Here is a 6,357-nt window from a genome sequence, read left to right on the forward strand (position 1 = left end):
CCTTCTTCTATTTCTAGAAAAAGACTACTTTCTTCTATATTATATATTATTTAGGTGAAACAAGAATTTTCACTTGTTTTTTATCTTTTACAAGCGCTTCAAATCCTTCTTCTACAACTTGATCCACTGTAATTTTTTTCGTAATTAATTTCTCTGCTTGAATTTGACCAGAGCTAATTAATTTAATAACAGATGGGAAGATGTGACGGTATCCAAGAATACCAACAAGTTCTTTTTCTTTTAATACTAAGTTGTTCGGAGTAATTGTCGCGTCTTTTTCCCATACGCTGACAATTACTGTTTGTCCTTCAAATCTTGTGCTTTCAATTGCTTGACGAAGTACAACTTCAACTCCTGTTACTTCGAAGCTAACATTTACACCTAAACCATTTGTTAAGTTACGGATTTCAGCTAGCACATCTTGTGTTGCTGGATTTAATACGTAATCAGCTCCTGCCAATTTTGCTAACTCTTGACGTTCTTTAGAAAGTTCAACTGCGATAACAGGTGTTGCACCTGCGGCTTTAGCAGCTTGGATAACAAGAAGTCCGATCGGTCCACATCCAAATACAGCTACAGCTTCGCCTTCTTTTAATTTACTTTGACGCACTGCATGAACTGCAACTGCTGCTGGTTCTACAAGTGCACCTTGTTCATAAGTCATTTCATCTGGGATATGGTGAACCATATCTGCTGGTACTACAGTATATTCAGAGAAGCCACCGCCATCTCCACCAAGACCGTGGAAAACAAGTTGTTCACAAACGTTATAATGACCATGTTTACAAGCTTCACATTTACCACAAGAATAAATAGGTTCTACAACAACGCGGTCCCCTATTTTATGATTCGTAACGCCTTCACCGATTTCAACAACTTCACCACTAAACTCATGACCTAAAATAACAGGTGCTTTCACATGTGTTAGTGGATGTTCTTCTGTTGGAATAAAAATAGGTCCTGCTAAATATTCATGTAAATCTGTTCCACAAATACCACACCATTTAACTTTGATCTTCACTGCTCCTGGTCGTACAGTTGGTTCTGGAACTTCTTCTACTCTTACATCACGTTGATTATGCCAAAGTAATGCTTTCATTTTATGCATCCCTCTCTTGTATATATACTTAACCTGGTGAAGTTTACCAATCTATTATAGTACTTCTATCCATATTTTTCAAAACCCCAATCTGAATTCCACTAAATTTTAACAAAAAAAGTTCATTTTTTTGTCACTTTGTACTTTTTTCCACATCTGTTAATTCAATTTCATTGCAGGTGAAATTCGCATTATGCCATAATAGCATAGGAGAGGTGAACATCGCTTGAAATATTTCATTTATTTTATTGTTATCGTAGCGTTTTTAGATACATTTTCACAATTACCTATTATGAGTACTTACGCGCAAAGTCTTGGGGGAACTCCTCTTATTATTGGTCTTGTTGTAGGGATGTACTCGTTTTCCAATATGATCGGCAATATTATCGCAGGTGCATCTGTTGATAAATTTGGAGCAAAGAAGGTACTCTATATGAGTATGGGAATTACGAGTTTCATAGTATTATTGTATACCGTTGTTCAAAGCGGGGAACAATTACTTATCGTTCGCTTTTTACACGGATTTAGTGATGGTTTCTTAATCCCTGCAGCCTTTACTTTCCTATCTAAACAAACGAAATCTACAAAACAAGGAAAAGCAATGGCACTATCTGGTGCTGCTGTCGGAACAGCGGCTATCGTTGGTCCTGCCTTCAGTGGAATTATGAAAGCAACCGCAGGTGTAGAGTGGGTCTTTGTTACGATTTCTATCTTAATGGTACTCGGTACTATCGTAGCCCTTGTCTTGTTACCAACCAATGTGACTAGAAAAGATACATCACGGACGCAAATGATGAACAAAGAAGATATGGTAGGATTACTAAAATCCGAACCATTATTACAAGCATATATTGGTGCTTTTACATTAATGTTTTCACAAGGAATCGTCACATATATGTTACCGGTAAAAGTAGAAGCACTAGCACTCAAAGCATCTACAACAGGCATGATGCTAAGTGTATTTGGAATCACTGCCATCCTTTTCTTCTTACTACCAACAAATCGTATTTACGATCGCTTTGACCGTTCAAAAATGATGCTGATCGGTATTGCGGTCATGGCACTTGCCTTATCATTACTTGGCATATTTACAACAAAAAGTATGCTCTTTGTTGTGATGATGATTTACGGAATTGGATTCGCCATCCTCTTCCCATCTATTAATGCTTTACTCGTTGAAAATACAACTGAAGATAAACGAGGGAAGGCATTCGGATTATTTTACGCATTCTTCTCATTAGGCGTCGTCGCAGGCTCTTTTACAGTGGGGGCAATCGGTGCATCACCGAGCGTAAGCTTTGTAATTGGAACTGCATTCTTACTCACATTTGCTGGAATGATTTATTTCAGGGGAAAAATAAAAGAGACAATGATGAATTAACTCATCATTGTCCCTTTTTTTAATCAACTATTTACTATAAAGCCTCAACATATAAAGGATTAGCAGTTATATAGTTTCCTGATTTTAGCTTGTACATTTTTGAACCATTTACAGTTAACGTTTCCACAACAGTGAATACATCACCTTTTTTCACAGTACCAGCCTTTGCATTCCAATCAGGTTGATTATAATAATATAATTCTTCTACTTTTACACGAATTAAGGATGTTTTTCTCTGTAATCCAAATGCCTTTACTAAACCATTTACATGCCCTCTTGCAAGTTGCTCTCTAAATGTTGCATTACCTAATTTTTGGGCATCTTCTGCTCGATCAATAAACCCATTTTCAGTTAATACTGCTGGCATATTCGTTTCTCTTAACACATGGAAATTATTCGTTTTAACTCCTCTATCAGCAAGGTTAGTTGTTTTCATAATTTCTTGATGAATTACCTTTTGGTAAGTCGTAGTTGGTGCTCCTGCATTTGGATAACTATAATCTTCATAACCAGTGCCACCACCACTATTAATATGTACAGATAAGAAAAAGTCTGCTCCCCAATTATTTGCATCAGTTGTTCGCTGTGTTAGCGTAGGATATACATCACTCGTACGACTCATTCTAATTTCATGCCCTGTATATTCTGCATTTAAAATGTTACGAATACGTGTTGCAATATCTAATGTTAAGTCTTTTTCTCGTAAACCATTTCCAATCGCTCCTGTATCCGTTCCACCATGACCTGGATCAAGATAAATCTTAACTGTCTCCGCACTTGCATGTGCAGTTGGTATAGCAAAATACATACATGCTACACATAATAAAACAATACTACTTTTCACAAAAGCTGATAATTTTTTCAATGCTGTCAATTACTGTACTCTCCCTTTATATATAAATTTACAAATATCTCCTACACTCCAAGTCTATTAGACTCTACATTCCCTTCCTAAAAAAGGTTTTCAATTAAACTACTAAACTATCACTATTCTAAATAATCCTTTTGAATTTTACTCAAAATAAGAAACAAAATCAATATATAATTTTGTTTTTTATAGATAATTATTTTTTAAAATTAAAAATTAGTAAAACCTTAATCAGCCCTCATCAATCGGGCTTTTATGGGCAGTTGATCCCCAAAACTCCCTTCTTTGTTTCTCTCTGAACTTTGAGGTGGGAGTCTTACTGCCCGTTAATGCGGTATAAATATCGACTATACTTCGACAATTTCCCTGGAAATATTTCTTTTCCCTACACCATTTGATAGACTGTATATAGGTAAACAATGTATTACACAAAATAAAATAATAGCTTAATGTATAAATAAAAAAGTACGTTCTTTCTACGAAGAACGTACTTTTTTATTTTATTACTAATCTATTAACGACGAATCCAAATAGCTCCTGCCGACTTATCATCTGCTTGCCCAACAACTTGGAATTTCAGCCCTAATTGCGGTACTTTTCGTCCCGCATCAGGAATTTGAGTGTTACTGTATACTTTAGAATCATCAAATGTTGCAACACCTGGTAAGCCTGGGTAATTAAATTGTCCACGTGTAAATGAATTTACGTTCCACGCCGGTGTTTGATCAAGTGAAAATGCAGCATCTGCAATTTGCAACCCTGTATTACCGTATACTGGTTTTCCATTTAAATTTCCAACAACTGCTTCTGGGTGAGAATCAACAACACCAAGGAAGCCTTCACCAGGATGCCTGCCAACCCAGTTATCTTTAAAACTATCATCTGCATACCAAACAACAAGACCAGTATTATATACTGGACCTCTCCCTGCTTTTAACCCTTCATCTGAGCCAGCATAGTTTCTCCACTCTAAATAATAATAATGTGGTTTCTTTTCTGTTCCATCAGAAACGACAAAACCATTTAACTTCATTTTCGCTTGTCCTTCTGCATCATCTGAAAATACCACTTTTCCATCGACTGTTACATTCACATTATCCATTGCAAATCCTTTATATGTTAAAGCAGGATCTGTAATATAATCAAATTGCAATTTCACTTTCTTCCCTTTAAATTGACTTAAATCATATGATTTATCAATCCATTTTCCTTCTGTCGTATCTTGGTCACCTTTTACCACTTTATCGCCTAGTTTATCGATTAATGTTTTTGTTCCATCTTCTGTCACCGCATGCACTTCAATAAAATCACATTCTGCTTCAAGTTCATAGTTTGCTTTATAATCAAATTTCGCATTAGCTGCCTTCGTTAAATCAAACAATGGTGTTTCTAATGTTGTATGCATATCATCGCCTCTTGTACTGTAGTATGCATGCTTGCCAAATCCAGTTTTAATTGTTTCAACACTTTTCTCAGGTAAATTTACACGTACAAGACCTGGACGATTGGATTTTGTAACACTTTGATCAATATATGTAGGGAAACCTACTCCACGTTTTATTTTATCGTAATCTACTTCTACAATTTCCGCCCAGTTTCCACCCATATTTTTTTGTAAGAAATCTTTATTTTGCGGTGAAAAACTTGTTGGTTCTGTCCCTGCGATTCTTCCTGTCCAGCTACCACCACTCATTAATGACCATGCTTCCACAGGTGATCCAGCTCCAGTATAGTTCGTATCATATTCATCTGGTAAACCAAGATCATGACCAAATTCATGAGCGAATACGCCAACTGCACCATCCTCAGGCTCAATTGTGTAATCATGTGCAGCAACTTTTCCATCCCAATATGAAACTTTTGACTTTGTCCCTTCAATTGCAACTGGATCTTGTGCTAATTTAGAACGATGTGACCAGATTGCATCATCACCTAATTTACCGCCACCAGCTTCTTGACCAACCCCAGCATGAATGACCATTAAATGATCAATTACGCCGTCTGGTTCATTTTGATTTCCATCACCATTTGTATCATAACGATCAAACTGGTCAAATTGAGATAAATCTAATCCTTTCTCTGCTGCTGCTTTTAAGGCTTCTTTCACAAGGTCACGTGCCCCTTTAGGTCCTTTATTATCATGGCCAGTCTTACCATCTGCTCCGTAATCTGCCGCTTTCCCAGGAACCGTTAACCATTCTGTTACATAACCATCTGTCGTATAACTACCACCAGACTGCTCTTCATAATATTGTTTAAATGTTTTTACTTTTGAACCATCGAATAACGTGAATGGTTCATTACCGAATAACATTTTTTGATAATGCTCTCTACTAAAATCGTTCGCATACATATAACCAGGGCTTTGTTCAATATTATTATGTTTATAATCACTAAACTCTACAAGTAGTACAAGTACTTTATCTGTACGAACAGCTCCGTTATATGGAGCCTGCCTTGCTGGAGAAGTTGGTACTTTTCCATTTAACTGTTTTTTATTTTGTGAAGGCGTTTGCTCTGAACTAGCATTTTCTACAGACTTCTTCACTTTTTCCTTTTCTTCCATCTTTTTTTCTTTTACTTTTTTTACAAAATCAGATGCTTCTTTAACAGGATCACCCGGAAGAATTTCTTTATTTGGCTGATCACCCTTCTTTTTTTCAATATATTTCTCTACAGCCTTTTGTGTCTCTTCTTTTGATGCTGATCGATCAATCGTTCCACGTTCTTTTAAAGCTTCAGCCAAACGTTCTTCTTGAATTAAATTGTTATCAATTGGAGTTGTTGAAATACTTCCTTCTGACTGAGATGTTGTTTCCGCATAAGCCGATGATGTACCAAGTACAAATGTGCAACCAAGCATTGTCGTGATTGCCAAAGATGAAAACACTTTAAACGGTTTTTTTCTTTTCATTACTATTTCCTCCCTTATTAATTGTAACAAGACTTAAAATTTAGATAATTAATAATATGAAATGCACAATATATATAAGTTCTATAATATAGATC

The 6,357-nt window shown here is 36.0% G+C and carries 4 protein-coding genes; 1 reads left to right on the top strand and 3 read right to left on the bottom strand.

Features of this window, described 5'->3' with window-relative positions; genetic code table 11:
- Window positions 1-46 precede the first annotated feature (46 nt).
- Window positions 47-1,099, bottom strand: a complete 1,053-nt coding sequence (gene bdhA, locus AC1DIT_RS16385; RefSeq protein ID WP_016113125.1) for a (R,R)-butanediol dehydrogenase — start codon at window positions 1,097-1,099, stop codon at window positions 47-49.
- Between the two features lie 226 nt (window positions 1,100-1,325).
- On the opposite strand from bdhA, the gene AC1DIT_RS16390 reads away from it, so the two are divergent.
- Entirely contained in the window at window positions 1,326-2,480 is a 1,155-nt protein-coding gene (locus tag AC1DIT_RS16390; RefSeq protein ID WP_016113124.1) for an MFS transporter, read from the top strand.
- A gap of 34 nt (window positions 2,481-2,514) precedes the next feature.
- Here the strand turns inward: AC1DIT_RS16390 and AC1DIT_RS16395 are convergent, their stop codons facing one another.
- A complete protein-coding gene (locus AC1DIT_RS16395; RefSeq protein WP_016113123.1) occupies window positions 2,515-3,354 on the bottom strand; it encodes an N-acetylmuramoyl-L-alanine amidase in 840 nt (279 codons plus the stop codon).
- A gap of 508 nt (window positions 3,355-3,862) precedes the next feature.
- Window positions 3,863-6,262: an immune inhibitor A gene (locus tag AC1DIT_RS16400; RefSeq protein ID WP_016113122.1), complete on the bottom strand. Its 2,400-nt coding sequence runs from the start codon at window positions 6,260-6,262 to the stop codon at window positions 3,863-3,865.
- Window positions 6,263-6,357: the final 95 nt, after the last annotated feature.

This window comes from Bacillus sp. 05T22, from assembly GCF_056396765.1.

Excerpts from the sequence above, each read along its gene's own strand:
- bdhA (WP_016113125.1), bottom strand. The coding sequence starts at position 1,099 with ATGAAAGCATTACTTTGGCATAATCAACGTGATGTAAGAGTAGAAGAA.
- AC1DIT_RS16400 (WP_016113122.1), bottom strand. The coding sequence starts at position 6,262 with ATGAAAAGAAAAAAACCGTTTAAAGTGTTTTCATCTTTGGCAATCACG.